Genomic DNA, 23,172 nt, shown 5'->3' with positions numbered 1-23,172 from the left:
ATGACGTGGGGAACGAGACCGAACGAAGCAGCGTGGTTGTCACCGACGAGGCACGCGGCTTGTCACAACTGCTCGTTCAGCGGCCCTTCTGTCACCAGTCCCGCGACCGGCGGCTGGTGGGGTGCGCAGCCGTAGACGTTCTCCCTGAGGCCCGAACATGATCAGATACTCGACCGGTCCGTCGGATCCGGCGTTCGCGACTCCGTGGGGGGTGCGGGTGTCGAACTCGGCGACATCTCCCGCAGTCAGGACGAGGTCCTGGCCGCCGAGTGCGAGCCACAACCGCCCGTACAGGACGCACAGCCACTCGTAGCCCTCGTGGGACACCTGCCGGGGCCGCCCAGGCGGCTCCGCGACGGCAGGCAGGATGTGCTTGTGGGCGTGCAGGCCGCCGACGTACCGGGTCAGCGGCAACACCGCCTTGTCGTCGCCGAAGCTGTGCGGCGCCGTGCTGCGGGGCCCGGCCGCAGGGGCGGGTGCGGTGCCGACCAGCTCGTCCAGGGCGACTCCGTATTCCTCCGCCAGTTGCAGCACCACCTCCAGGGTGGGCTTGCGCCGGCCGGTCTCGATCCGCGACAGCGTGCTGGGCGAGATACCCGTCGCGCAGCTGACATCGGCGAGTGTGACGCCACGGCGCTCGCGCACGACCCGCAGCCGCGGCCCCATCGCCGCCAGCGTCCGGGCCACGTCGTCCCCTGCCACCGTCCCTGGTCCTTTCCGCCGTGCCGCTTCACCGCCCTGTCCTGCAAGCTTGCCAGAATGGCAACGCTGATCGCGCCGAGTGGCCGCCGCGCCGCATGATCGATGGGTACCCGCCGGCCGCCCACGAACCGAGGAGAAGTCCCCCATGCGATCCGAGCCGACCGCTGCCCTCCGCCACCGCACCGTCGAGGCGCCGGCCGGGCGCCTGCACCTGGTCGAGCAGGGCACCGGCCCGCTGGTCCTGCTCGTGCACGGTTTCCCCGAGTCCTGGTACTCCTGGCGCCGCCAACTCCCGGCCCTCGCCGCGGCCGGCTACCGGGCGGTGGCGATCGACGTGCGTGGTTACGGCCGCTCCTCCAGGCCGGAGGCGGCCGAGGCCTACCGAATGCTCGACCTGGTGGAGGACAACGTCGCCGTCGTGCGCGCCCTCGGCGAGGAGAGCGCGGTGATCGTCGGCCACGACTGGGGCTCCAACATCGCCGCCGCCTCCGCCCTCCTCCACCCCGGAGTCTTCCGCGCGGTCGGCTTGCTGAGCGTCCCGTACGCACCGCCCGGCGGCCCCCGTCCCACCGACATCTTCGGCCAGATCGGCGGCCCCGAGCAGGAGTTCTACGTCTCCTACTTCCAGGAGCCCGGCCGCGCCGAGGCGGAGATCGAGCCCGACGTCCGGGGCTGGCTCGCGGGCTTCTACGCGGTCCTGTCCGCCGACACCATGCCCGCCCCTGGCGAGCCCGACCCGCACTTCGTCACCCGCGGCGGCGGCCGGCTGCGCGACCGCTTCGCCACGGGGGTTCTCCCGGCCTGGCTGAGCGAGAGTGACCTTGACGTCTACGCCGGGGAGTTCGAGCGTACAGGGATGACTGGCGCGCTCAACCGCTACCGCAACATGGACCGCGACTGGGAAGACCTCGCCCCGCACCGTGGAGCCCAGATCAAGCAGCCATCCCTGTTCGTCGGCGGCGCACTGGACGTCTCCACCACCTGGATGTCCGACGCCATCGACGCCTACCCCACCACCCTCCCCGGCCTGTCGGCCTCCCACCTCCTGGACGGCTGCGGCCACTGGATCCAGCAGGAGCGCCCCGACGAGGTCAACCGCCTGCTGACCGACTGGCTCGCCACCCTCCGCGGCTGAACCAGGCAACCCCGGCACAGCAGCCCGCGCGCCGGCGCGGTGCCCGAGGCTGCAGGCGAGGCTGTCACATGATCATCCGGCATTCAGCAGTGCATCCCGTTCCATGAGGCCCGGGCCGCCCTCGACACCCACAGACGCGACCTCACCCGCGCCGCCCGCAGCGGACCGGCGCTGGCCGGCCTCGTAGGGACGTTTTCGCGGAGGCCGAGATCGCGTCGAAGGACGTCGTCGTGCAGCGGGACACCGCGGGGCGGACGGCCGCCGCCATCCTGCGGCACGTCGTAGGGCAACCCCACGACGTGGGTGTCGCTCATCGGGCGCCCGCCGCGTCGTCGTCCTGGTCGTGGTCGCCGGTGTCGGCGGCCGGGGCCCGGACGGCGAGGAAGCGGGCGTAGCCGCGGTCTGCGCGGGCGATCAGCGCCGGGGAGGGCCGGCCGAAGGCGGGCGGCTGACGGTCTTCCGGCGGGGGGCCGGCGGGTGTGGGTGCGCTCATGGGCACCGCCTCCGTGTGCTGGGTGCGTCGTGTCGTTCGACGCTACGGAGGTCGCCGCGCTGTCCTCAACGAAGTTGCGGGTAATTGCGGAACTTCACTCCAGCGCGTCCATCGCGGCCTGGATGAGGGCGCGGGCGGCGTCGCCGTACACGGCCATCTCCGCGAGGCCGGCGAACGCCTTCGCGTAGTCGGCGACTTCACGCGGCTGCGTCACCTTGATCTCCGCCGTCAGCGTCTCCACCACGGCCGTGGCGTCGTCGTGGACGTAGAAGGCTTCCAGCGGCCACACGGTGCGCTGCGCGGTGAACGGGATGATCCCCAGCGAGACGGAGGCGAGCGGCATCACCGCCAGGAGGTGACGGAGTTGCCCGCGCTGCCGGCGCACCGTGCCGGCGAGCGGGAGAGCAGCTCGGTGGCCGCTCCCACAGGCGTCCGCTCCGGCGGACCGGCGGCCGTGGCCAGAGCCCTTGTCAGGAGCCGTTGTCGAGGCGCCGCGGGACGACGGTGACCGTGCCGCCGTCGGGGAAGGTGACCCGTACCAGATCATCCTGGACGGTGCATGCGATCGCCTCGCGCAGGGCCTGGGCGTGCACCGTGTCCCGGGCCAGCGCCACGAGGGTCACATGGATGCTCGGCCCGCCCGGGTGGCCGTGCGCCGTCAGGTACGGGGTCGCCGAGTGGGGCCCGTAGGCGTTCGCCTCGGCCTCGCGGGCGATGCCGCCGGTCTCGTCCCAGCCGTACAGGGCCACGACGGCACTCGTCAGACCCGTCCGGGTACGCGTGAGAGCCCAGCCGGGGCCCAGGTCCGCGTACGGCAGCGTGTCGTCCGCGACCGCGTAGCCGCCTTCCCGGACCGAGGCACCCACGGGAGCCCGCAGCCAGTGCACCCGGATCTCCCATGGGCCGTGCAGGACGCTGGTCGACTCGATCGGGAACTCCTCCCGGTGGTCGGGTAGACAGGCGTGATAAAGAGACGTGGCGCGACGGTCCGCACAGGTCAGGGGGTGGATACGGCGGCGGCGGGACGGAGTGCCGTCCGGAGCGATCAGGGCCAGGTGGTTGTCGACCGCGCGTTCCTGGACGTGGGGGGACGACTCGGGGGCGGTGGCCGTCGAGTAGGCGAACCTCGTGTAGTGCGGGTCGTCCTCGCCCGGTCCGTCCTGAGGATTGTGGTCACTGCCGTGGTTGATCAGGCGGACGACGCCGTCGTGCGGCGTTCCGTGCAGCAGCCAGCCCGGTGCCGGCAACGCCGTGAACTGGATCGACTCCTCCACGGGCAGCGGCTGTTCACGTTCGGTCCACACCGGATGGCCGGCGGGCAGCAGCAGACCGAGGAACGCCTTGCTCGCCCAGTAGGGGGAGGCAGGACCCGAATACGGCTGTGTGGCCGGCAGGAACGTGTCGTACCAGCCGAGTGGCAGCAGCCCGCGCCGGTCGGGTACGCCCCGTTCCACGAAGTGCCGCAGCGTGCCGGAGGCCAGCCGCCTGGTCAGACCGGGCGCGAGCGGGGTGCAGTCGGCCAGGGCACCCATCCACACCGGTGCGGTCACCGCGAACCGGTAGGTCAGGGAGCGGCCCTGGTGCACAGGCGCCCCGTCCGCGCCGAAGAACTGGGGGTAGGTGCGCAGGAACTGGGCGAGCCGCTCCCGGTAGACCTTGCCCCTGCCTCCGTCCCCACCGGGTGTGGCCATCCGCGCCCACATCAGGGGGTAGAGGTGCATGGCCCAGCCGTTGTAGTAGTCGAAGTTGCGGCCGTCGCCGTCCGTGTACCAGCCGTCACCGATGTACCAGTCCTCGATACGGTCCAGTCCGGAGTCGATGTCGCGCTGGCTGAAGGGGGCCCCGACCGATGCCAGGAACTGCTCCGACACCACCTGGAACAGGCGCCAGTTGTTGTCCCAGGTGCGATGGCCCACGAACCCGGAGAGCCAGTCCACGACCTGCTCCCGCACCCGGGTGTCGAGCTTGTCCCAGATCCACGGCCGGGTCTCGTGCAGGCCGATGGCTATCGAGGCGGCTTCCACCATCTGCTGTGAACAGTCGGTGAGTTCGGGCCACGCCTCGCCGCTGCCCCGTGCGGTGCCCGCCGCCAGGCCCTCCGTGTACCTCTCGATCAGGCCGGGGGTGACCTCTCCGTTCGCCCCGGCGATCCGGAACGCTGCCAGCAGGAAGGACCGCGCGTACCCCTCCAGTCCGTCCGAGACGATGCCCGACCAACTGGCCCGTCCCGGCAGCCGGTACTGTGCGAACCGGGGCGTCGCGTAGGGGACGAGGGCTTCCAGCTGCCGGTCCGCGAGCGCTTCCCAGTGCGCCCGGGTCCATCCGGTCCGCGGGGACAGGACGCGGTCGGTCGGCGGCAGGTCCAGATGAGGTGCGGGCATGGTGGTCGACCTGCTCCTTTTCGGGCGGCCGCAAACGTGCTGCGGCTGGTGAGGTGTTCTGTCGAGGAGAGTGCTCCGACCGGCCTCGGGGGCGCCTCTGTGTTGCCGGGCCGGGCGGTAGTCGGACCTCTCATCAGCGTCTCCAACGGCGCCTCCCAGGCCCGGTGACATCCCCCCAGGTCATCCGTTCGACAGGGGGGAACAGCCATGCCGGACCCGGAGGCCGGCGGCCCTCTTGCCGGACCGCGAAGAACATGACGGGGGGCGGCTCCGACCGGGCGTCGGAGCGGCCCGCGCGGTCAATCGGTCAGGGTGGAGGGATCGACGGGTGGCTGCGGCAGGTTGAGCGCGGCGAGTTCGGTCCTGCCCTGGTCGTCGATGGGGAAGGCCCATCTGTTGGCGAAGAAGTCGGTCAGGTCGTAGCCGGCGGCCCTGCTGGAGTAGGTGGCCAGGGCCCGGTAGCGCTTCGCGGTCTCCGTGTAGGCCGACTCGGGGTGCTCCACCCGGACCAGCTTGTGCATCCGGGGCCAGAAGCTGTCGCCGAACGCCAGCTCCAGCTGGCGCAGGGGCACCAGCTTCTCGTACGCCCCGAAGGACGTCTCGTACGCCAGGCCGCTCGTACCGAGCTTGGGCAGGGCGGACTCGTAGGGGGTGAGGCCCGTGGTCGAGTTGGGGTTCAGGAGGTTGCTCGGCTGGCCGAGGGCGCGTTGCACGGCCAGCGAGTAGATGTTCACCGTCACCTCGGTCAGCCCGGTCGGCTTGTACGCCCACTGCTGGTGCAGGTGGCCGAGTTCGTGGTACAGCCCCCAGCCGCGGGTGAGCAGGCCCTGGACGGTGGTCGCCCGGTCGAGGTAGGCACGCGGGAAGCCGTTGTAGCCGTGGGTGGCGTACGCGCCGACGCCCGAGGGGACGACGGGGACTTCGGTGAAGTGGAAGCCGCCGGCCTTGGGCCGGTGGACCGGTGCGGAGCCGTCCAGGCCGCTGATGTCGTTCTCGGCCTGGATGATCCGTTCGTAGAGCCGGAGCAGGGCGGCATGGTCCTCGTCGCGGTACAGCAGCGCGCCGTCCCGGCTCAGCGTCACGATGGAGCGGGGGCCGCGCAGCTCCACGAAGGGGATGTCGGTGAGGGTGTCCAACTGCTTCTGGTAGGCGGACTCATCGGTTCGGCCGAGCACGAAGACCGGCATCGCCGAGTCGCCGGAGCGGAACCGGACGGTCGCCCGCTCACCGTCGCCGGCGAGGGAGAAGTAGACCGGGCCGCCGTAGGGGTCGGTGACCGTGTTGGTGCCCGGCGTGAGCGGGTATTCGCGCGGCGCTTTGACGGTGCCGTAGTAGTCCCACTGGCCTATCCACAGGGTCGGCACCAGCCCGTCGTGGGCCCGTACGTCGAAGGTGAGGGCCGTGTTCGCGGGCACGTAGCGGCCGGTCGGCTGGAACTCGCTGGCCCGCAGGGCCTGGACCAGACGCAGCCGGTCGGATTCCGCGGACGGTCGCGCGACGAGTTTCACCGAGCCGCCGCCGGCGGAGGCGTGCGCGGTACCCGAGCCGAGGGCGAGCGCGGCGCCGACGGCACCGGCGGTGGCGAGCAGCGATCGGCGGGAAGGAGCGGAGGGATGCACGGGAGACGTTCTCCTAACGAGCCAGGGGCTCTTGTGGAGGTCGGGTTGTCCGGTGGGCGCGGAGCGGGCCGCTGGGGAGCCGGGCGGGGCCTGGTCCGCGACCGTGTGGGCGACCGAGGACGGGGAGCTGCTCCGAGACCGGGGCGGGCCGTGGTGAACTATCGCGCGGGCAGGCCGTCGCGGCCTCGGCCCGCGGTCCCCGGACGCGATGGGTGGAGCATGGGGCGGTGTCGTGCGGGCAGGGTGCGTCCGGAGGTTCCCCATGGGGTTCACCGGATACGACGGACAGCATGTAAGCGATTGCTGTCGATCCGCAAGACGGGGCGTGAATTTACTGCTCGTTACTATGACGGCCGCCTCGGCTGGCCCCCCGCACCGCACGTCGAGGTGGCGCGCGACGCGCACCGGTCGCCGGATGCGGATCACCGCCGAGCGGTTTCCCGGCAGCAGCGGTCGTCGACCGTGTCAGCGGCTCTCAGCGCGCCTGCCGTTGCCGCTGCGACGGCCGGAGCGGGGCGCCACCGAATCCCGCACCACGATGTGCGTGCCGAGCCGGAGCACACCGGTCGTGGGGGCACGCCAGTCGTCCTGCTCACTGCCGCCGAGGGCCACGCGCACCGCCTGCCGTCCCATCTCCTCCAGGGGGACGTGCACGGTGGTCAGCCGGGGCCGCAGCTCCTGCGCGACCGGTACGTCGTCGTATCCGACCAGCGAGATGTCCTGCGGCACCCGGACCCCTGCCTCCTCCAGGGCCTGCGCCGCACCCGCTGCGACGATGTCGTTCGCCGCGAAGACGGCGGTGAAACGCGGTCCCTCCCGCAGCAGCGCCGCCATCCTGCGGTATCCGAAGGTGCGGCCGAACGCGCCCGGCTGGATGAGCTCCGGGTCCGGCTCGACACCGCGCAGTTCCAGGGCGCGCCGATGGCCGGCGAGGCGGTCGATGGTGGTCGACAGGGCGGGCGGTCCGCCGAGGTAGAGGATCCGCTCGTGGCCCTGGGTGAGGAGGTGGTCGGTGAGGGCGAAGGCGCCGCCCTCGTTGTCGTACTCGACACCGGCCGTGGGGACGTCCTCGCCGAGTGAGGGCCGCCCGCACAGCACCAGCTTGGAACCGGAGGCGTCCAGTTCGTGGGCCCGCCGGGCCAGTTCGGCCCGGTAGGCGCGGTCGGCGACGCTGCCGCCGACCAGGACCACGGCGTCCGCGCGCCGTTCGTGCATCAGGTCGATGAAGGACAGCTCCCGCTGCGGGTCGCCCTGGGTCGTGCATACCAGGCAGAGCCGGTCGCCCGCACCGGCCTCCCGCTCGACACCACGCGCGATGTAGGCGTAGAACGGGTCGACGACCTCGCTGATGATGATGCCCACGGTGGCTCCCGAGACGCCGGCCAAGGCCCGTGCGTGCGCGTTCACCACGTAGCCGAGTTCGCGGACGGCTTCCATGACACGTTCACGGGTGGCGGCGGCGACCGGGTAGTTGCGGTTCAGGACCCGGGACACGGTCGCGGTCGACACCCCCGCCAGCCGGGCCACGTCCACGACGGTGGCCCGGTGCCGGGTATCCGGCGCGGACTTCTGCCGGGTCATCCGGCCCACCCCCTTGGTTCTTGGTCTGCCGTCCCGTGAGCTGTCCGAACCATAGCCTGTGGGCTGCGGCGGATGTCCGGTCATCTGGTCTCCTCCAGGAAAACCCCGCCCTTGGGGGCAGGGCGCAAGTCAAGCGATCCGTTCCAGGTCCGAGAGACGTACGGCGTGCTGAAGGGGGAGTCCGCTCGCGTAGCGGGCGAGTTCTTCGACGGCCAGCGCGCCGAGCCGCCCCATCTCGTTGCCCTGGGACCCGGCCAGGTGCGGGGTGAGGAACACGTTGGGCAGGTCCCACAGCGGATGCCGGACCGGCAGAGGTTCCGGGTCCGTCACGTCGAGAACCGCGTCGATCCGGCCGCTGACCAGGTGCGGTGTGAGCGCCTCGGTGTCGATCAGCGAGCCGCGCGCGGTGTTGACGACCAGGGTGCCCGGACGCAGCAGACCGATGCGCCACTCGTCCAGCAGACAGCGGGTCTCGGGGGTTTCCGGCGCGTGCAGGGTCACCACGTCACTGGTGGCGACGAGCGTGTCGAGGTCGGTGGCGGTCGCGCCGAGCGCCCGCGCCTCCTCGGCGCTGACGTACGGGTCGTACAACAGCACCTCGGCATCGAGGGAGCGCAGCAGTTCGAGTACCCGGCGGCCGATCCGGGAGGCGCCCACCACACCCACGGTGATCCGGTGGGTGCCGAGCCAGTGGTGTCCGGCGAGGTCGGCGGCGGTGCGGTGGGAGCGTCGGGCGGCGAAGAGCCGGGCCAGCGGAAAGGCCCGCTTGGCACCCATGACGATCGCGGCGAAGGTGAACTCGGCGACCGGCACGGCGTTGGCCGCCGCGGCCGACGAGACGACGATTCCGCGCTCGTAGGCCGACTCGCTGAGGAACGTCTTGACCGTGCCGGCCGAGTGGATCACCGCACCGAGCCCGGGGGAGCGGTCGAGCGTCTCCTCGTCGACGGGCGGGCAGCCCCAGCCGGTCAGCAGCACCTCGCACGCGGCGAGTGCGGCAAGCGCTTCCGGACTGCGGAACTCCTGGATGACACCGGCGTGCCACACGTCGGCGACCTCGGCCAGCCGGGCCCTCGCGGGCGGCGGGAAGACGTCGTCGACCAGTGCGGGGTCCATGGCGAGAACCGTGCGCGGACGGTGGGCGGCCGTCCGGTCGGCAGCCGTGCCGACGGCCCTGGCACCGGGTTCCGCTGGCATCTCGGCAGTGTCCCGCATGGTACCTCCGAATGGTAAGCGCGTACTGCAAGTTACCGCGAACCGTAGGGATTTCGAGGACAAAGCGTCAAGCGACTCCGATCCGAGCGGAGAGAGAGGTCCCTGGTCAGGCCAAACTCTGGCTAGATCAAGGCAAGTTGAGGCGAGTGGTTAACACAGATGTTGCGTGGCGATCTCTTGACGTCGCAGTTAACCGCTTACTACGTTTCGGGCGGCAGAAGCCCATACGCGCCACCAGCCGAACAGGACTCCTCCATGGCTGACACAGCATCTTCCCTGCCCCTCAGGGGCCGGCGGCAGAATGCCGAAGGGGCTACACCGCCCGCGGTTGTTCGCAGAAAACTCACCGTCTGGCAGCGCGTCAAGCGTGACAAGGTGATGCTGCTGTTCTGCCTGCCCGGTCTGCTCTACTTCCTCGTCTTCCACTACGTACCACTGCTCGGCTATGTCACCGCCTTCCAGGACTACCAGCCGTATCTGGGGTACGCGAACAGCGCCTGGGTAGGCCTGAGCAACTTCGCCACAGCGTTCGGCGAGCCCGACTTCTGGTCCGCCGTCGGCAACACCCTGACCATCGCCCTCGTCGAACTCGTCTTCTTCTTCCCGGTGCCGATCGGGCTGGCCCTGCTGCTCAACAGCGTGACCAGCCACCGACTGCGCCGCTTCGTGCAGAGCGTGGTCTACCTGCCGCACTTCATCGGCTGGGTGATCATCGTCTCGATCTTCCAGCAGATCCTGGGCGGCGCCGGCGTCCTCCCCGACCTGCTGGACTCGGTCGGTCTGCCCCGCTACGACATGATGACCGATCCGGACGCCTTTCCCTGGCTGCTCACCCTGGAGCTGGCCTGGAAGGACTCCGGCTGGGGCACGATCATCATCCTTGCCGCCCTGCTCAACATCGACAAATCGCTGTACGAGGCGTCGGCGATCGACGGCGCGGCCCGGTTCCGCCGCCTGTGGCACGTCACCCTCCCCGGCATCGCACCGGTCATCGTCCTGCTGCTCATCCTCAACCTCGGGCAGATCCTCTCGGTGGGCTTCGAGCAGATCCTGCTCCAGCGGGACGCGGTCGGCCCCGGTGCGGGTGAGGTCCTCGACACCTACGTCTACTTCCACGGCATCAAGGACGGCTCCTGGGGGGTGTCCGCCGCGGTCGGACTCGTGAAGGCGGCCATCGGGACCGCCCTCGTGCTGGGCGCCAACAAACTCGCCCACGTCTTCGGCCATGAAGGGATCTACCGTGGCGCAGACCGCTGACCGTCGCCTCCGCCCGGCCGGCCGCCCGCCCTGGCTGGAGCCGCCGACCCGCCTGGGCCGGGCCGCCAAAGGAGTGACCCTGACACTCGTGGTGGCCGCCGTCGTCTACCCGCTGCTCGGGGTGATCGGCACCAGCTTCGCCTCGCAGAGCGACATCATCAGGTCCAGCGGCCTGGTGCTCTGGCCGGAGCACCCCACGCTGGAGGCCTACCGGACCATCTTCACCGGCGGTGTCGTCACCCGGGCTCTGCTGGTCAGCGTCTGCGTCACCGTCATCGGGACGGCCCTGGCGCTCCTGGTCACCATCGGCATGGCCTACGGCCTGTCCCGGCGGGACGTGGTCGGCTCCCGCTTCATCCTGATGACCGCGCTGTTCACGATGCTGTTCAACCCCGGGGTCATCCCGAACTTCCTGCTCGTCAACGAACTCGGCCTGTACAACACGTTCGCGGCGCTGGTGGTGCCCACCCTCGTCAGCGCCTTCAACCTCGTGGTGCTGCGCTCCTTCTTCATGAACCTGCCCGAGGAACTGTACGACGCCGCCAAGGTGGACGGCGCGGGCGACTTCCGCACCCTCGTCCGGATCGTGCTGCCGCTGTCCAAGGCCGTCATCGCGGTCATCAGCCTCTTCTACGCGGTCACCTACTGGAACGCCTTCTTCAACGCGATGCTCTACCTCGGCGACAGCGACAAGTGGCCGCTGCCCATGGTGCTGCGCACCTTCGTCCTGCAGGGGCAGGGCCTGGACAGCGCCGTCGCCGGCGAGTCCGTGGCTCCTCAGCAGTCGGTGCAGATGGCGGTGCTCGTCGTCGCCGTCGTTCCGATCCTGTGCGTCTACCCCTTCCTCCAGCGCTACTTCACCAAGGGCGTGCTCACCGGCGCCGTCAAGGGCTGAACCCGCCGCCGTCCCACGGCGCCGCCCGGCAAGCCGTCCCTCCCCGCCCGACCTCAGGAGATCACGCATGCCCAGAAGTGCCGACTCCACCCGGATCAGCCGCAGAACCCTCTTCCGTATCGGGACCGGCGTGAGCCTCGCGGTCACGACGGGTCCCCTGCTCACCGCGTGCGGAAGCGGGACCACGGCCGAGAAGGCCACGGCGAAGAGCCGTTCGCTGCTGCCGACCACGACAGTGACCGACCTCGGCATCAAGCCCGCCTACCCGGGCACCGCGCAGGGCGTCCCCCAGGGCTTCGTCCACTATCCGGCCGATCCCGTCCGCTCCGTCGAGGGGACTCCCCTGAAGGGCGCCAAGAAGATCAGCGCGTCCGTGGAGACCTTCTCCCCGCCCGCGCCGGCCCGGGGCGAGAACGCGGCCTGGCGGGCGATCGAGGAGCGGCTCGGAACGCAGGTCGACGTCCAGGCCGTCGCCTCCGACGACTGGCCGACCAAGTTCGCCACCATGGTGGCCAGCGACAGCCTCACCGACATCTTCATGTACCCCGAGACCGGCGGCGTGGCGCACAAGGCCTCGTTCCTCGCCGCGAAGTGCGCCGACCTCACCCCCTTCCTCTCCGGCGACAAGGTCAAGGACTACCCGAACCTGGCGGCGATCCCCGCCACCGCCTGGCAGCAGGCGATCCACGGGGACAAGCTGTACGGCATCCCCATCGCCCGCGCCGGCAGCGGGGGAACGGGCTACTACCGCCACGATCTGTTCGCCAAGGCCGGGGTGGACAGCCTCGACGAGATCACCGACGCGGACCGCTTCTTCGAACTGTGCAAGGAGCTGACCAGGCCCAAGGAGAAGCAATACGCGATCTCCGCCGACATCACCATCCTGCTCGCCATGTCCTACGGCGCGCCCTGCTACTGGAAGATGGACTCCGCCAAGGGCACCTTCACGCTCGACCTGGAGACCGACGAATACCGCGAGGCCGTCGCGATGGCGGCCAAGCTGTACGCGGCGGGGTGCTTCTACCCGGGCACCGTCCAGATGTCGGGGGCGCAGAAGACCCAGTACACCGACCTGTTCAAGAACGGACGGGCCGCCTACGTCTACGACGGCTGGCCCTCCTACCTCACCCCGGGCACCGGCTACCTGGACGCGATGGCCGCCATCGACCCCTCCTACGACGTGCGTCCGATGATCCCGTTCGGCACGTCCGCGGTGACCTGGAACAACAACGCGACGCTGAGCGAGTGTTTCATCAAGAAGGCGGACGACTCCCGGGTCAAGGAGATCCTGCGGCTCGCGGACTGGGCCGCGGCACCGTTCGGAACGCAGGAGTACGCCCTCATCAACTACGGCGTGGAGGGGACCGACTTCACCCGGGACGCCAAGGGCGAACCGGTGCTCACCGACCAGGGCGCCCAGGACGTCGCCGTCCCCTGGAAGTTCCTGGCGTCGGCCACGCCCGCGCTGTACTCCGCCGCGCACCCCGACGGCGTCAAGTACCTGCACGAGGCCTACCAGAAGATCATCCCCAAGCTCGTCGCCGACCCGACGGCCAGTTACTCCTCGCCCACCTGGGACTCCAAGGGGTCCGGCAGCCTCCTCACCCTCAAGGGCGACTGGATCAAGGACATCGTCACCGGCCGCAAGTCCATGAAGACCTATGACGACCTGGTCAAGGAGTACCTGGCCAAGGGCGGCGAGCAGTCCCGCAGCGAGTTCGAGGAAGCCGCTCAGAAGGGATCCGACAAGTGACCAGAGTGCTGAGCACGGCCGTCGCGGCCGTCGCCGCCACCGTGGCCCTCGCCCTCCCCGCACAGGCAGTGGTCTTCGACCCCCGGCCCGGAGCGGCGGGAGCGGGCGACCCGCTGTTCCCGACGCTGGGCAACGGCGGCTACGACGTCCAGCACTACGACCTGGCCTTCGACTTCACCCCGGTGACCTACGACTTCACCGGGACCATGACCATCACCGCGCAGGCCACCCAGGACCTGTCGTCCTTCAACCTGGACATCGACTCGTACGCCGTCGACCAGGTCACGGTCAACGGGAAGGCCGCCACCTGGGCGATCTCGAAGGGCCAGAGCGGCCAGGAACTGACCGTCACCCCGCCCGGCGACGGCCTGCACGACCGCCGGATGTTCAAGACCGTCATCACCTACCACGGCAACGGCAGGACCAAGCCGGTCGGCGCCGTGGGCTGGCGCTACATGAGCGACGGCGGCTTCGTGTCCGCGGCGCAGGCCTCCCGGGCCGACACCTTCGCCCCCGTGAACGACACCACCATGGACAAGGCCACCTGGTCCTTCCACCTCACCGCCCCCGACGGCTGGACGCCCGCCGCGAACGGCGTCGCCACCGGCACCCACCCCGCGAGCGACGCGAGGACGACCTGGGACTTCCGGCTGGACTCACCCATGGCGCCCGAACTCCTCGGCATCTCCGTCGGCCGGCAGACGCAGATCACCGGCAAGGCGCGCGGCGTCAGGCTGCGCAGCTACGTCCCCGACGACCAGGTCGAGCGCTACCGGCCGATCGTGGAGCGGACCGGTGAGCAGATCGCCTGGCTGGAGGACACCCTCGGCGTCCGCTTCCCCTTCGACACCTACGGGGTGCAGATCGTCCGGGACGGATACAGCGACGCCCTGGAGAACCAGACCCTCTCCCTGTTCGGCCCGAACTGGTTCGCCAACTCGGCCACGTCCACGACGTACACCAACGTCATGATCCACGAGCTGACCCACCAGTGGTTCGGCGACTCGGTGACGCCCACCACCTGGCAGAGCGCCTGGCTCAACGAGGGACCGGCCGTCTACTACGCGGCCGTGTGGGCGGAGCAGCAGGGCGGCACCACGCTCGAGGAGAAGATGCACACGGCGTACACGAAGCTGGACGCCGTACGCAAGAGCGACGGTCCCCCCGGACTGCCCACCGAACTCGGCGGGTTCAACATCTACGACGGAGCCGCGGTCGTCCTCTACGCCCTGCACGAGCGGGTCGGCCAGGAGAAGTTCGACGCGATCGTCAAGTCCTGGCTGATCAGGCACCGCGACTCCAACGCCGACACCCAGGACTTCATCGACAACGCGGTCCAGGTCACCCACGACTCCTCGCTGCGCCCTTTCCTGGAGGACTGGCTGTTCGCCGCGGACAACCCGTCCATGCCCGGCCACCCGGACTGGAGTTGAGCGCCCCGATGCACACGTTTCGCCAAGTGATGCTGGCCCTCGCGGCCGCCACCGCTCTCGCGGCTCCGCCGGCCGCCGCATCCACCGCTGTCGCCGCGGGCGACGTCCCGGCCAGGACCCTGCACGCGGCACCGGACGGCACGGGCTCCGCCTGTTCCGAGGCCCGGCCCTGTTCCCTGACGACCGCCCGGGACACCGCGCGGGAGACCGAAGGGCGCGACATCCGCGTCGAACTGTCAGGCGGCACGTACGCGTTGACCGAGCCCCTGGAACTCGGTGAGGCAGACTCCGGCCAGGACGGACACACCGTCACCTGGACCGCGGCCCCCGGCGCCGCCCCCGTCCTGTCCGGCGGCCGCACCGTGCGCGGCTGGCGGCCGGGCGCCGGCGGGACCTGGACCGCGACGGTGCCCGACGGCGTCACCCCGCGCCAGCTGTTCGTGAACGGCGTACGGGCCACCCCCGCCCGCGGCGACTCCTGCGCCGCCTCGGTCTGCGACGCCACCGCCACCGGCATGACAGGCGCCGTGAGCACCGGCATCGCCGGCTGGGCGCGGCCCACCGACGCCGAGGCCGTCATCAAGGTCCGCTGGCGCGACTACCACTGCCGGATCGCCTCGGTCAGCGGTGACCTGATGACCTTCGCCCAGCCCTGCTGGACCAACTCGTCCTCCGGAACCGGCCGCACCGGGCCGGCCTGGGACACCACGACCGTCGACTCCAGCCGCTACGCCAAGGTGGCCTACTTCGAGAACGCCGCGGAACTCCTGGACGAGCCGGGTGAGTTCGTGTGGGACTCGGACGCCCGTACGCTCACCTACCTGCCGCGTGCGGGGCAGGACATGCGCCGGGCGCGGGCCGTCACCCCGGCCGTCGAGAACCTGCTGGTCCTGGACGGCGCGCACGACGTCCGTATCGAGGGCGTCTCCCTCCAGTACGCCGCCTGGCAGCAGCCGTCCACCGACGAGGGCTACGCCGGCACCCAGGCCGGCCTGACCCTCACCGGCACGACCGGACCCGTCGACCACGCGGGCCGGTACTACACCAAGCCGGCCGCGGCGCTCACCGTACGCGGCGGCCGGCGGGTCGTGGTCGACGACGTGGACTTCACCCGCCTCGGCGGCGCCGGAGCCGTCCTCGAATCCGGCACCCAGGACTCCAGCGTCACCCGCTCCACCTTCACCGACCTGTCCTCCGGTGCCCTCTACGTGGGCGACACCGACCCCCAGCCGGCCGCCGCACTCGCCGGTGAGCGCAACACGGTGGCCCACAACACGATCCGCGGCACCGGTGTGGAGTTCACCGACTCGGTCGGCATCTGGGCGGGCTACGAGGCCGGACTCACCGTCGACCACAACACCCTGGACGACCTTCCGTACTCCGGTATCTCGGTCGGCTGGGGCTGGAACCAGCCGGAAGCCCGGGAATCGGTCCTGCGCGACAACAAGATCAGCAACAACCGCATCACCGACGTCATGCGCGTCGACGCGGAGCAGCACGACGGCGGCGCCATCTACACCCAGGGCTCCCAGCCCGGCACCGTCATCTCCGGCAACTACATCGACCGCAGCGCGTACGGGAACACCGAACGCGACGGCAACGGCATCTACCTGGACGAACAGTCCAGCCACATCACCGTCACGGGCAACGTGATCACCCGCGTCGGCTACAAGTGGGTGTCCAACTGGGCGGACTACGGCATCGACAACCAGGCCACCGGCAACTGGACCGACACCGCCGCCCCCGCCCTGGCCGGCACCGGCTCGACCATGACGGACAACGAGACCGGTCTCGACCGACTGCCCGCGGCCGCCCTGAGGACCGCACGGCAGGCGGGCGCCGAGGGGCACGGAGAGGTGGAGCCGCTCCGCCCCGACCTGGCCCGCACCGGCACCGTCACCCAGTCCTCCACCAGCGGCACCGCCGGCGCCGGGCGCGCCGTCGACGGGGACACCACCACCGACAGCGCCACCCTCTCCGAAGCCGGCGCCTGGTGGCAGGACGATCTCGGCGGCTCCCGCCACATCGGCCGGATCGAGGTCTGGAACAGCGCCGCCATGAGCACCGCCGACTTCGACGTCCAGCTGGCCGGGACCGCCGACTTCACCGACGCCGTCACCGTGCACGTCACCGGCAAGGCACTGCGGCCCACCGTCCTCGACGTCGACACGGACGCCCGCTACGTGCGGATCCAGCGGACGGGTACCGGCGCCGTCGGTCTCGCCCAGGTCCTCGTCCACCCCTGACGCCCCGGATACCGGGGCCCTGCGGCCCCGGAACCCGTGTCTTTCGCACGCCTCTTCAGCGAAGGAGTGACCATGACCGATCTCCGGCTCGGCGTTCTCGGCTACGGGCTGCGCGGGACACTGGCCCGTACGGCCCACCGGCCCGGAGAGGGCTCGCGTGTCGTGGCCGTCGCCGACCAGGACCCCCGGGCGCGCGCCCGGGCGGCCGGGGACTTCCCCGACGCGCGGATGTCCACCGATCGGCGTGCGGTGACCGAGGCCGACGACGTCGACGCCGTCCTCGTCCTCACCCCGGACCACACCCATGCCGATCTGGCCTGCGCGGCCCTGAAGGCCGGCAAACCGGTCTTCGTGGAAAAGCCCCTCGACATCAGTGTCGAGCGCTGCGACGAGATCCTGCGCACGGCCCGGGACACCGGCACCCGCCTCTACGTGGGGCACAACATGCGCCATATGCCGGTGGTCCGGCTGATGCGCGACATCATCGAGCGGGGCGAGATCGGCGAGGTCAAGACCGTCTGGGTGCGCCACTTCGTCGGTTACGGAGGCGACTGGTACTTCAAGGACTGGCACGCCGAGCGCCGGTTCACGACGGGACTGCTGCTGCAGAAGGCCGCGCACGACATCGACGTCGTGCACTGGCTCGCACACGGCTACACCCGCCAGGTGCAGGCGCTCGGAGACCTCATGGTCTACGGCGGGATTCCGCACCGCCGTGCCCCCGGTGAACCCAAACCCGAGGACTGGTACACCAGGGACGGCCACTGGCCGCCCGCCACCCAGCGCGGTCTCAACCCCGTCATCGACGTGGAGGACGTCTCCCTCGTCAACATGCGGCTGGACAACGGGGTCCTGGCCACGTACCAGCAGTGCCACTTCACCCCCGACTACTGGCGGAACTACACCGTCATCGGGGACGCCGGCCGCCTGGAGAACTTCGGCGACGGCCCCGGAGCGGTCGTCCGGGTGTGGAACGCGCGCCGCTCCACCCATCGGGAGCGGGGCGACGCCGAGTATCCGGTGCCCGCCATCCAGGACAACGCCGGCCACGGCGGCGCCGATCCGCTGCTGGTGGACGAGTTCGTCCGGTTCGCCCGTGAGGGCGGCCGCACGGACACCTCACCGGTCGCGGCACGGATGTCGGTGGCGGCCGGTGTGCGCGCCACGGAGTCGCTGCGCGACGGCGGCTCCCCGCGCGAGGTGGCCCCGCTCGATCCGGAGCTGGCCGCCTACTTCGCACGCGGCCAGACCGGGTGACCGCGGCAGTCCCACGACCCTGCCCGGTGCGGCCGGCCCGGCCGCGGACAGGGCGGTCGGGCACGGAGAGAAGACCGAACCGAACAGGAACGACAAGCAGGAGGAACACACAGACACGACGGACAGGCACGGCGCACAGACACAACGCGCGGACACGACGCACAGCACGGCGAACAGACTCAGCTAGCAGTCTCAACAAACAGGAAGGACAACCCTGATGACGCGTGAGAAGAGAAAACGGCGTCTGGCACGAGCAGCCGTCTCCCTCGGAGCCGCCGCTCTGCTGACGGTGGCCGTGGCCGGAGAGAGCTGGGCCTCGACCCCCACCATCAAGTGGTCCAGCGGCGCTCCCAGCCCGGTCAGCCAGTTGACGCTCCCGATGTCGTTCGAGTCCGCACCCGACGCGTCCGGGATCTACTTCGCCTACTACACCACCATGGAGAGCGGCACCCGCCCCTACGCGGGCTTCCAGCCCAAGCCCGTCGACTCGGACGGCAACCCCAACCTCCAGGCCGTCTTCAGCTCCTTCAACGCCAACGCCACCACCACCGACAGCAACTGCACGCTCGGCGCCGACGGCGGAGCCGGCGTCAGCTGTGCGGTCCGGTTCGCGTACACCAAGGGCACGATGTACGCGATCGTGCTGCAGCGGGTGAGCGACAACGGCACGACCGAACTGCTGAGCGGCGACGTGGTCGACACCACCACCGACACCACGGTGGCCCACATCGGCAGCTTCAGTCTCCCCAGCTCGGCCGGTCTGTTCAAGGTGTCCGACTCCGGCTTCATCGAGCCCTACCTCACCGCCGGCTGCTCCCAGCGGGTCACCGTGACCTACGGCACGCCCACGGCCGCCCAGGACGGGGTGACCTACACCGGCACCCTGCCCACGGTCACCGACCCGTCCTCGGGAAGCTGCCTGAGCACCACCTCGACCGAGACCGGCGCGGGGCGGCAGGTCACGGTCACGGGCAACTCGTACGTGTCCGACTCGTCGAGCTGACCCCCGGCACGACACCCGCCGGACCGGTACCCACCCCACGCACCGCACGGAACGCGAGCGGGTGAGGACCGGTCCGGCCCGCACCCGGCACGAACAGATCGCACCCCCGGCCCGGCGCCCTGCGATCCGTTCTCCGTCCTTCTCCGTCTCCGTCGTTCTCCGTCCCTCACGTCGGCACCCGCCCGCCGCCGGGCACCCACCAGGAACGTCGAACCGAGGGAACGTCCGAGGCGATCTCCGAGGCAATCTCCGAGGGAACAGGAGCCCCGCCATGCACCTCACCCCACGCAGACGCACCCTCCTCACGGCCGGCGTCGGCGCCCTGCTGCTCCCGCCGACCACGGGAGCGGGCGGCGCGCGCGCCGACAGCGCTACGGACGCCTTCGACACCCTGCGCGCCAAGGCCGCCGAACTGGCGACCGGTGGCGCCATCGATCCCACCGACCCGGCCTTCGCCGCCGCGCTGGCCGCTCTCGACACCCAGTCGGAAACGCTGTGGGACACACTGGACCGCGGCGCCGACCGCACCGCCCTGTGGGCCGACCTCTCCCCCCTCACCACACCGGCCAACACCAGCCTGACCTACGAACGGCTGTCCACCCTCGCCACCGCGTGGGCCACCCCCGGCACCGCGCTCAACGGGGACGAGTCGGTTCCGGCGGCGATCGTCGACGCGCTCGCCCTGGTCCACGACACGGCCTACAACCCGACCAGGTCCGAGACCGGGAACTGGTGGTTCTGGGAGATCGGCGCACCACGCAACCTGATGGACGTCTGCGTGCTGCTGTACGACCACATCCCGGCCGACCGGATCGCCGACTACTGCGCCGCCGTCGACCGGTTCTGCCCGAACCCGGATCGCCGTACCAACTACCAGACACTCTCCGAGACCGGCGCCAACCGCGCGGACAAGGCGGCGATCGTGGCGTTGCGCGGCATCGTGGGCCGCAGCGCCGACAAGATCGCACTCGCCCGGGACGGCCTGTCGGACACCCGCGGCTCCGGAAAGAACAGCCTCTTCACCCTCGTCACCTCCGGTGACGGCTTCTACGCGGACGGCTCCTTCATCCAGCACACCGACGTCGCGTACACCGGTACCTACGGCAACGTCCTCCTCGGCCAGGTCGGCTATCTCGCCGCGCTGCTCGCCGACTCCTCCTGGAGCATCACCGACCCCGGGATCTCCATCCTCCACGAGGCGGTGCGGCGCAGCTTCGAACCGGTCACCTTCGACGGGCTGATGCTGGACACGGTGCGCGGCCGTGCGATCTCCCGCCAGAACGAACAGGACTTCGACACCGGCGCGACCACCACCACCAACGTGCTGCTACTGGCCGAGGGGGCGCCCGAGGAGTACGCGCGCCGATGGCGGTCGATGGCCAAGGGCTGGATCGAGCGCAACACCTCCACCCCGTACCTGACACTGGCGGCGGTCCCGGCCGCACGGCGCGCCAAGGCCGTGCTGGACGACCCGGCCCTGCCCGCCGCCCGCGCCCCGAGCCGCCACACCGTCTTCGCCGACATGGACCGGATCGTGCACCACCGCCCCGGCTGGGCGCTGGCCCTGAGCCTGTCGTCGAAGCGGATCGCGGCCTACGAGGCGGGCAATGGGGAGAACCTGCACGGCTGGTACACCGGCGACGGGATGGCATACCTCCATAACGACGACCGCACCGCGTTCTCGGACGGGTTCTGGCCGACGGTGGACCCCTACCGGCTCCCCGGCACCACCGTGGACACCCGCCCCCGCCTCGACGCCGGCACCGCCGACGGCACCAGTACCCACCGGCCCGCCAACTCCGTGGCCGGTGGCGCCGCACTGGACGGCCGTTACGGCGCGGCGGCCATGGAACTGGTCGCGCAGGGGAGTTCGCTGCGTGCGAAGAAGGCGTGGTTCTGCCTGGACGACGCCGTGGTGGCGCTCGGCGCGGGCATCACGGCCACGGACGGGCGCACCATCGAGACCGTCATGGAGAACCGCAACCTGCACGCGGAGGGAAGGCACCGGCTCACCGTGGACGGCGCGGTCCAGCCCACGGAGTCCGGCTGGTCGTACCAGTTCACCGAGGCCCGCTGGGCACACCTGGAAGGCGTCGGCGGCTATGTCCTGCCCGGTGGTTCGTCGCTGCGGGCGCTGCGCGAGGAACGTACCGGCAATTGGCTGTCGATCAACACCGGCGCTGACACCGCCGGCAGCGCCGACAGCGTCACCCGCCGTTATGTCACGCTCTGGTTCGACCACGGGGTGTCGCCGGCCGGGGCCCGCTACGCGTATGTGCTGCTTCCCGGGTTCAGCGCCGCCCGGACCGCGGCCTGGAGCCGCTCGCACCCGGTCGAGGTCCTCGCCAACACCGGCGAGGTGCAGGCGGTACGGGCGCGCCGCGAGGGTCTGTACGCCGCGCACTTCTGGCAGGCGGGCGCCGTCGCCGGGATCGCGCTGGACGGTCCCGGCACCGTGCTGGTCCGGCGCCGGGGACAGGAGACCGTGATCGCCGTCGCCGACCCCGGCCGGACGGCCACCACGCTCACGCTGGAACTTCCCTGGACCGTACGTGCGGTCAAGACCGCGGACGACACGGTCACCGTCACCACGGGCCGGCGGCCGACGCTCACCATCGACGTCGCGGCCTCTCATGGTCATACCCACAGTGCCGTGCTGGTCTGATCGACATGACGTGGCGGCGGCCGGTCGGCGCGATGCGGCATGTCGACGGGCTCCTGCTCGGCCGTGCCAGCAGGTGGTGGCCAAGGGAGGTCATCGGCCTGTCGTGCGGGGCCGAGCCGTCCGGCCAGTTCCGCCCGGACGGCCGCGTGGTCCGGGGTGCCGGACAGGTCGTGCTCCTCGTCCGGATCGGCCGTCAGGTCGTGGAGTTCATGGGGTCCGTGCGGGTAGCGGTGCACGTACTTCCAGTCCCGGGTGCGGATCATCAGGACCGGGCCGTACTCGTCGTGGACGACCGCCCGGTCCCTGCCCGGGGTGCCGGCCGTGCCGCCGCCGTCGAGCAGGTCGGTGAAGGAACGCCCGGGCAGGCGACCGGGCTCCCTGGCTGCACCACGTTCAGATCAAGGACGTCGCCACCCGCGACGACCTGAGTCCCGTCCTTCCGGGCAAGGGGACCGTTCCGCTTCAGGAGATGCCCGCAGCACTCGCCACCGTCGGATATCGCGGCCGGCTCTGCCTGGAGTGGGAGAAGCACTGGTTCCCCGATGTGCCCGGACTCCCGGAGGCACTCCGGCACACCGCCGGTCTGCTGGAGCGGGCTGTTCCCCTCCTCCCCCGCACCACCCCCTGAGCACCGACCAGAGAGGCACCTCATGTCCTTCACCCAGGAAGAGATCACCACGCAGCCGTCGTGCTGGCTGCGCGCCGCCGATGCCGTCGAGGAACACGGCGGGGCGCTGCCGCGACCAGGCGAGGACGTCGCGGTCGTCGGCTGCGGAACCTCGTGGTTCATGGCCCAGTCCTACGCCGCACTCCGCGAGTCGGCCGGGGAGGGCCGTACCGACGCCTTCGCCGCCTCGGAGTTCCCGCCCGGCCGCCACTACGACCGCGTCGTCGCGCTGACCCGCTCGGGCACCACCACGGAGGTGCTCGATCTGCTCGCCCGGGTACGCGGTGACTCGGTGACGACCGCGATCACGGGGGACGACGCCACCCCGGTGGGGCAGGCGGCCGACCACGTCGTCGCCCTTCCCTTCGCCGACGAACGCTCCGTGGTCCAGACCCGGTTCGCCACCACGGCTCTGGCCCTGCTCCGTACCCACCTCGGGGAGGACCTCACCGGTGCCGTCGAGGACGCGAAGCAGGCTCTCGTGGAACCCCTCGACCCCCGGGCCGTCTCCGCCGCGCAGTTCACGTTCCTCGGCAGTGGCTGGACCTGCGGACTGGCCGAGGAGGCCGCGCTGAAGATGCGTGAAGCCGCCGGTGCCTGGACGGAGAGCTACCCGGCGATGGAATACCGGCACGGGCCGATCAGCATCGCCGCGCCGGGGAGGGTGGTGTGGGTGTTCGGCCCGGTGCCACCGGGCCTGTCCCGGGACATCGCGCACACCGGCGCCACGCTGGTCCACTCCCCCCGCGATCCGCTCGCCGATCTCGTCCGCGCGCAGCGCCTGGCCGTGGCCGTGGCCGAGGCGGCCGGTCTGGATCCGGACCGGCCGCGCAACCTGACCCGCTCCGTCGTACTGGCCTGACGGGAGAG

18 protein-coding genes and 1 pseudogene are annotated in these 23,172 nt (G+C 70.8%); 11 read left to right on the top strand and 8 right to left on the bottom strand.

Going from position 1 to position 23,172, the window contains the following annotated elements; translation table 11 throughout:
* Positions 1-39: 39 nt before the first annotated feature.
* Entirely contained in the window at positions 40-702 is a 663-nt protein-coding gene (locus ACFYWQ_RS31165; RefSeq protein ID WP_389520962.1) for a helix-turn-helix domain-containing protein, read from the bottom strand.
* A 145-nt stretch (positions 703-847) separates the two neighbouring features.
* On the opposite strand from ACFYWQ_RS31165, the gene ACFYWQ_RS31160 reads away from it, so the two are divergent.
* Positions 848-1,837 (top strand): alpha/beta fold hydrolase, encoded by a 990-nt coding sequence (locus ACFYWQ_RS31160; protein ID WP_389520960.1) that lies wholly within the window; start codon positions 848-850, stop codon positions 1,835-1,837.
* 310 nt (positions 1,838-2,147) lie between these two features.
* Here the strand turns inward: ACFYWQ_RS31160 and ACFYWQ_RS31155 are convergent, their stop codons facing one another.
* The 6 genes and pseudogenes from ACFYWQ_RS31155 to ACFYWQ_RS31130 form a co-directional block, all read right to left on the bottom strand.
* Positions 2,148-2,330 carry a hypothetical protein gene (locus ACFYWQ_RS31155; RefSeq protein ID WP_389520959.1) on the bottom strand — a complete coding sequence of 61 codons (183 nt, stop codon included), beginning with the start codon at positions 2,328-2,330 and terminating at the stop codon, positions 2,148-2,150.
* A 94-nt stretch (positions 2,331-2,424) separates the two neighbouring features.
* Positions 2,425-2,748, bottom strand: a pseudogene (locus ACFYWQ_RS31150) (Scr1 family TA system antitoxin-like transcriptional regulator); the annotation flags it as partial.
* Between the two features lie 52 nt (positions 2,749-2,800).
* Complete coding sequence (locus ACFYWQ_RS31145; RefSeq protein ID WP_389520958.1) at positions 2,801-4,711, bottom strand: DUF2264 domain-containing protein; 1,911 nt, start codon at positions 4,709-4,711, stop codon at positions 2,801-2,803.
* 299 nt (positions 4,712-5,010) lie between these two features.
* Positions 5,011-6,330 (bottom strand): M60 family metallopeptidase, encoded by a 1,320-nt coding sequence (locus ACFYWQ_RS31140; RefSeq protein ID WP_389520956.1) that lies wholly within the window; start codon positions 6,328-6,330, stop codon positions 5,011-5,013.
* 465 nt (positions 6,331-6,795) lie between these two features.
* Positions 6,796-7,911 (bottom strand): LacI family DNA-binding transcriptional regulator, encoded by a 1,116-nt coding sequence (locus ACFYWQ_RS31135; RefSeq protein ID WP_389520954.1) that lies wholly within the window; start codon positions 7,909-7,911, stop codon positions 6,796-6,798.
* Positions 7,912-8,040: 129 nt separating this feature from the next.
* Entirely contained in the window at positions 8,041-9,027 is a 987-nt protein-coding gene (locus ACFYWQ_RS31130) for a hydroxyacid dehydrogenase (RefSeq protein WP_389521096.1), read from the bottom strand.
* Positions 9,028-9,381: 354 nt separating this feature from the next.
* Here ACFYWQ_RS31130 and ACFYWQ_RS31125 point away from each other — a divergent pair, with 354 nt between their 5' ends.
* The 8 genes from ACFYWQ_RS31125 to ACFYWQ_RS31090 all read left to right on the top strand — a co-directional run bounded on the left by ACFYWQ_RS31125 (position 9,382) and on the right by ACFYWQ_RS31090 (position 21,635).
* Positions 9,382-10,383 (top strand): ABC transporter permease, encoded by a 1,002-nt coding sequence (locus tag ACFYWQ_RS31125; RefSeq protein ID WP_389520952.1) that lies wholly within the window; start codon positions 9,382-9,384, stop codon positions 10,381-10,383.
* 34 nt (positions 10,384-10,417) lie between these two features.
* Positions 10,418-11,278, top strand: coding sequence for a carbohydrate ABC transporter permease (locus ACFYWQ_RS31120; protein ID WP_389521094.1), 861 nt, complete (start codon positions 10,418-10,420; stop codon positions 11,276-11,278).
* 67 nt (positions 11,279-11,345) lie between these two features.
* Entirely contained in the window at positions 11,346-13,031 is a 1,686-nt protein-coding gene (locus tag ACFYWQ_RS31115; RefSeq protein WP_389520950.1) for a hypothetical protein, read from the top strand.
* Positions 13,028-14,464: a M1 family metallopeptidase gene (locus tag ACFYWQ_RS31110; protein ID WP_389520948.1), complete on the top strand. Its 1,437-nt coding sequence runs from the start codon at positions 13,028-13,030 to the stop codon at positions 14,462-14,464. The genes ACFYWQ_RS31115 and ACFYWQ_RS31110 overlap by 4 nt, the downstream gene beginning before the upstream one ends.
* A gap of 8 nt (positions 14,465-14,472) precedes the next feature.
* The gene (locus tag ACFYWQ_RS31105; protein WP_389520947.1) at positions 14,473-16,710 is read left to right on the top strand and encodes a right-handed parallel beta-helix repeat-containing protein; all 2,238 of its coding nucleotides are present in this window, start codon (positions 14,473-14,475) and stop codon (positions 16,708-16,710) included.
* 72 nt (positions 16,711-16,782) lie between these two features.
* Positions 16,783-17,967 (top strand): Gfo/Idh/MocA family protein, encoded by a 1,185-nt coding sequence (locus ACFYWQ_RS31100; RefSeq protein ID WP_389520945.1) that lies wholly within the window; start codon positions 16,783-16,785, stop codon positions 17,965-17,967.
* Between the two features lie 217 nt (positions 17,968-18,184).
* Positions 18,185-18,970, top strand: a complete 786-nt coding sequence (locus ACFYWQ_RS31095) for a hypothetical protein (RefSeq protein WP_389520944.1) — start codon at positions 18,185-18,187, stop codon at positions 18,968-18,970.
* A 271-nt stretch (positions 18,971-19,241) separates the two neighbouring features.
* Positions 19,242-21,635 carry a polysaccharide lyase 8 family protein gene (locus ACFYWQ_RS31090; protein ID WP_389520943.1) on the top strand — a complete coding sequence of 798 codons (2,394 nt, stop codon included), beginning with the start codon at positions 19,242-19,244 and terminating at the stop codon, positions 21,633-21,635.
* On the opposite strand, the gene ACFYWQ_RS31085 is transcribed toward ACFYWQ_RS31090, so the two are convergent.
* Positions 21,608-21,898: a hypothetical protein gene (locus ACFYWQ_RS31085; RefSeq protein ID WP_389520941.1), complete on the bottom strand. Its 291-nt coding sequence runs from the start codon at positions 21,896-21,898 to the stop codon at positions 21,608-21,610. The two genes, ACFYWQ_RS31090 and ACFYWQ_RS31085, sit on opposite strands and share 28 nt — an antisense overlap.
* A 206-nt stretch (positions 21,899-22,104) precedes the next feature.
* Between ACFYWQ_RS31085 and ACFYWQ_RS31080 the strand changes: the two genes are divergently transcribed.
* Positions 22,105-22,263: a hypothetical protein gene (locus ACFYWQ_RS31080; RefSeq protein WP_389520939.1), complete on the top strand. Its 159-nt coding sequence runs from the start codon at positions 22,105-22,107 to the stop codon at positions 22,261-22,263.
* Between the two features lie 22 nt (positions 22,264-22,285).
* Positions 22,286-23,164, top strand: a complete 879-nt coding sequence (locus ACFYWQ_RS31075) for an SIS domain-containing protein (protein WP_389520938.1) — start codon at positions 22,286-22,288, stop codon at positions 23,162-23,164.
* Positions 23,165-23,172: the final 8 nt, after the last annotated feature.

Origin of the sequence: Streptomyces sp. NPDC003247, from assembly GCF_042888135.1 — a bacterium.
Lineage (GTDB): Bacteria > Actinomycetota > Actinomycetes > Streptomycetales > Streptomycetaceae > Streptomyces.
Note: the sequence above shows the minus strand (reverse complement) of the source record. Positions and strands in the feature narration are given on the sequence as shown.

Excerpts from the sequence above, each read along its gene's own strand:
- ACFYWQ_RS31130 (WP_389521096.1), bottom strand. The coding sequence starts at position 9,027 with ATGGACCCCGCACTGGTCGACGACGTCTTCCCGCCGCCCGCGAGGGCC.
- ACFYWQ_RS31075 (WP_389520938.1), top strand. The coding sequence starts at position 22,286 with ATGTCCTTCACCCAGGAAGAGATCACCACGCAGCCGTCGTGCTGGCTG.
- ACFYWQ_RS31095 (WP_389520944.1), top strand. The coding sequence starts at position 18,185 with ATGACGCGTGAGAAGAGAAAACGGCGTCTGGCACGAGCAGCCGTCTCC.
- ACFYWQ_RS31160 (WP_389520960.1), top strand. The coding sequence starts at position 848 with ATGCGATCCGAGCCGACCGCTGCCCTCCGCCACCGCACCGTCGAGGCG.
- ACFYWQ_RS31125 (WP_389520952.1), top strand. The coding sequence starts at position 9,382 with ATGGCTGACACAGCATCTTCCCTGCCCCTCAGGGGCCGGCGGCAGAAT.
- ACFYWQ_RS31085 (WP_389520941.1), bottom strand. The coding sequence starts at position 21,898 with ATGATCCGCACCCGGGACTGGAAGTACGTGCACCGCTACCCGCACGGA.
- ACFYWQ_RS31080 (WP_389520939.1), top strand. The coding sequence starts at position 22,105 with ATGCCCGCAGCACTCGCCACCGTCGGATATCGCGGCCGGCTCTGCCTG.
- ACFYWQ_RS31145 (WP_389520958.1), bottom strand. The coding sequence starts at position 4,711 with ATGCCCGCACCTCATCTGGACCTGCCGCCGACCGACCGCGTCCTGTCC.
- ACFYWQ_RS31155 (WP_389520959.1), bottom strand. The coding sequence starts at position 2,330 with ATGAGCGCACCCACACCCGCCGGCCCCCCGCCGGAAGACCGTCAGCCG.
- ACFYWQ_RS31100 (WP_389520945.1), top strand. The coding sequence starts at position 16,783 with ATGACCGATCTCCGGCTCGGCGTTCTCGGCTACGGGCTGCGCGGGACA.
- ACFYWQ_RS31105 (WP_389520947.1), top strand. The coding sequence starts at position 14,473 with ATGCACACGTTTCGCCAAGTGATGCTGGCCCTCGCGGCCGCCACCGCT.
- ACFYWQ_RS31115 (WP_389520950.1), top strand. The coding sequence starts at position 11,346 with ATGCCCAGAAGTGCCGACTCCACCCGGATCAGCCGCAGAACCCTCTTC.
- ACFYWQ_RS31135 (WP_389520954.1), bottom strand. The coding sequence starts at position 7,911 with ATGACCCGGCAGAAGTCCGCGCCGGATACCCGGCACCGGGCCACCGTC.
- ACFYWQ_RS31090 (WP_389520943.1), top strand. The coding sequence starts at position 19,242 with ATGCACCTCACCCCACGCAGACGCACCCTCCTCACGGCCGGCGTCGGC.